Origin of the sequence: uncultured Salinicola sp. (assembly GCF_937921195.1) — a bacterium.
Taxonomy (GTDB): domain Bacteria; phylum Pseudomonadota; class Gammaproteobacteria; order Pseudomonadales; family Halomonadaceae; genus Salinicola.
Map to the genome: position 1 here is coordinate 1 of NZ_CALFQK010000180.1, position 3241 is coordinate 3241.

Genomic DNA, 3241 nt, shown 5'->3' on the forward strand with positions numbered 1-3241 from the left:
CGATGGAGTAGAGCATCACCGGGTTGCCGAACTCGGCCGCGACCTCGCGGATGATGTGGATGGACTCGGCTTCGAGCTGCTTGAGATGGGTCTGGCGCTGAGCGCTGACGATAGGAGCTGTCATGGTCGGTGTCTCACGGTCGCCACCAATACCGAGATGGCAAGACTGAATAGAATATGGGCTTCCTGGGAGGCAAACCCTAGCGAGACATTGGTAATAACGTCAAAGAATCAAAGATGATTCAAAAAGCGCTTTTGGTTATAAACGATCAGAGATCGACCCGTTCGACCCAGGTCGACAGCGTCTCGCCACGGAGTTCCAGGACACGCAGGCCGGGGCGCGCCGCCTCGTCGATCGCGAATTCGTGGCTCTTCGGCAGGAACTGGTCCGATGTCGACGGACAGCCATAGACGGCCACGACGTTCTGCCATGCGGCGAACGCCTGATGGATATGACCGCAGATCAACGCCTTGACCTGGGGATAGGGGGAAAGCGTCTGCCACAGGGCGTCCCTGTCCTTCAACCCGATCGCATCCATCCATACCGAACCGATATCCAGCGGCGGATGGTGCAGGGCAATCAATGCCGGTCGATCGTCGGCCTCGAGCTGCAGCGCAAGACGCTGCAGTTGCTCCTGCCCCAGCTCGCCGCCGGGCTGACCGCTGATACGCGAGTTCAACAGCAACACCTGCCACTTGCCGAGATCGAGCTCCTCGTGGAGAGGATGGCACTCTTCCATCAGCTCCGGCTGATCATGGTTGCCGGGAATCCAGAACCACGGACAGCCCACGGACGCAAACGCCCGGCTGGCATGGCGATAGGCCGCCGAGGTTTCATCCTGGGCGACGTCACCGGTAACCAACAGCGCATCAGGCCCCAACGACCGCACGCGCTCGAGCACCGCCTGTAGTTGACGCAACGGCAAGCCCTTGCGCGAAGTTCCCTGAGGATCGGCCAACAGATGGCAGTCGGTAATCTGGATCAGGCGCATCAGGGCGTTTCCGGCACGTTGGCGGCATGCCCGTGTGCCAGCCCGTGCTGCAACCACTCGCCCAGAAAGCGATTGATCTGCAGTTTTTCGTCCGGCTGATGCATCTGAGGATTGGGATAGCGATAGCGCCCCTGGAAATGGCGCTGACGCTGAAAATCGGTCACTTCCGCCATGTCGGCGTCGTGATAGAGATGCACCGTCATCCGTGGGGAGTCGACGAAGCTGTCGAGAACCCCGGTCTGGGACACCCGAGCGACCGTGGTGTAGGGCGCCTGTTCGAGTACCTCGAACCATAGCGTGCCGAAACGGGCGTGCTCTCCCGACAGCGGTACTTCCTTGATCTCACCCGGCTCCATGTCCATGACCAGACGGCAGAGCCGCAGATAATTGCTGCTGCACTCGGCCTGGAGCGTCTTGAGATCCGTAACGTAAGCAGTCTTTCTCATGCAGTTCTCCTGGCGCCTGACGGCCTGTGAAGGGCGCGAACGCGGACAGCCGACCCTAACTAAACTTCGTAACCTCTGCCCTCTCGCGCTAGGCCATGGCTCTCAACGTGGCGCGCTCGCGCGCCAGCCAATGAAAGCCAATCAACGCCATGGCATTGTCCAATTGGCCCGCCATCAATCGATCCCAGGCCTCCGGGAACGACATGACGTGAACCAGAATATCCTCGTGTTCTTCTTCCAGACCATGCACACCACCGATGCCCTGGCTGTCTATCAAACCGCAGAACAGGGTGACCTGTTCGGTGCATGCGCCGGGGCTGGGGTAATAGCGATGGAGCTCGATCAACTCGCGAACCTCGCACCCGGCCTCCTCCTGCGCTTCACGCCGGGCGACGTCGGCGGGAGACTCCCCCTGTTCGACCAGGCCCGCCACCGGCTCCAGCTTCCACGGAGACGTGTCGTCATCCAGGGCGCCGGCACGAATCTGCTCGACCATGACAACCTCGTCCCGAACCGGGTCATAGAGTAGTACGCCCACCGCATCACGGCGAACGTGAACCTCCCGGTCCAGAACCTCGCTCCATTCACCATTGAATTTCCGGTGGCGCAGGCGACGCTTCTCGAGATCGAAAAATCCCGTGTAGAGCCGCTGATCCTCTACGCGCTCGACATCCCGGTCGTCGAAACGGCTAAGCGGGGCGATCTCATGACCCATGGATTGGCTCCTTGGCATTGGAGACCCATTATTGCGGCAGCCGTGAGCGATTCCAACCGGCGTGGCGCGATTGCCGCCCCGGGGAGAACCCTGGGCTCCGACAGGCTCCGCTCCTCTTCGATACCAGTGATGCCCAAAGTGGCGTTTAGGCGGGAACAAACGACAGTTAGAACAAAATACCAATCGCCTAAACATTTATATCTTGCCTACCTATTTACGACGCTAACAATTATTTAAATCAAGTTAACACCTAACACCAAAAACATAAAAATACTTAGGAAGCCCGATAAAAAGTCTAATGACCATTGCTAGGTATCCACATAAACGATTGATAAATATACAAATAATAGCTGTTATCAAAAAATTACAATAATCAACGTTTTTAACAGTTTGCAATAAACAGCGTTCTCTCCTATTCCTATTCAAAGACTAAAAAAGCCGTCCTTATTGGTTATAAGACGTTGCCACTTCCGCATTCGCGGGTGATCCAGCAGGGGGAGTTCCATGGCCATTTCAGCGAAGATCAGTGCGCTCAACGAAGACGTTGCTGCAGCGCCCGCCACCACTGTCGAAACCGACGGAACCATTGCTCTCGATCAGCCTGGAAAGGTGCTGTTGAGCCTCTCGCCTGACGACATACAGGAGCTGCACCGCGACGGCAATGATCTCCTGGTTCGGACCACGGACGGCCAAGTCATCCGTATCGAAAACTTCTATGGCACGGATGAAGCCACCACGAGCCAACTTTACCTCACCGGTGACGACCAGGAACTGATATGGGCGGACCTTGGCCCCGCCAACAGTGATGGCATCGTCGCGGCGGATTACATCCCCCAGGGAGAGTTCGGCGTTTTCGAACCCGCCGCCGTTGCCGGTGAAGGCAGCGACGGCGCTGCCGTCACTCCGTTGGGCTGGGCCGCCATTGGTGGTGGCGCACTGGCAGCCGGCGCACTAGCAGCAGGCGGTGGCGGCGGAAGCGATGACGATGACGATGCGGCACCTTCAGACGACGACGGCGACGAAACCGACAATACCGCCCCGGACGTACCGACCATCGATCCCTCGAACGGCGACACCATCAGCGGTGA

4 protein-coding genes and 1 pseudogene are annotated in these 3241 nt (G+C 58.4%); 1 reads left to right on the plus strand and 4 read right to left on the minus strand.

What is annotated here, in order from left to right:
- The 4 genes and pseudogenes from Q0602_RS21785 to Q0602_RS21800 form a co-directional block, all read right to left on the minus strand.
- Positions 1 to 124: pseudogene (locus Q0602_RS21785) on the minus strand (sulfate adenylyltransferase small subunit); the annotation flags it as partial.
- A 145-nt stretch (positions 125 to 269) separates the two neighbouring features.
- Positions 270 to 992, minus strand: a complete 723-nt coding sequence (locus Q0602_RS21790) for a phosphodiesterase (protein ID WP_295041254.1) — start codon at positions 990 to 992, stop codon at positions 270 to 272.
- Positions 992 to 1438: a DUF1249 domain-containing protein gene (locus tag Q0602_RS21795; protein WP_295041256.1), complete on the minus strand. Its 447-nt coding sequence runs from the start codon at positions 1436 to 1438 to the stop codon at positions 992 to 994. The genes Q0602_RS21790 and Q0602_RS21795 overlap by 1 nt, the downstream gene beginning before the upstream one ends.
- A gap of 88 nt (positions 1439 to 1526) precedes the next feature.
- Positions 1527 to 2153 (minus strand): NUDIX domain-containing protein, encoded by a 627-nt coding sequence (locus Q0602_RS21800; RefSeq protein ID WP_298847970.1) that lies wholly within the window; start codon positions 2151 to 2153, stop codon positions 1527 to 1529.
- 504 nt (positions 2154 to 2657) lie between these two features.
- Between Q0602_RS21800 and Q0602_RS21805 the strand changes: the two genes are divergently transcribed.
- On the plus strand, positions 2658 to 3241 hold a 584-nt coding region (locus tag Q0602_RS21805), incomplete at its 3' end, for a BapA prefix-like domain-containing protein (protein ID WP_298847971.1).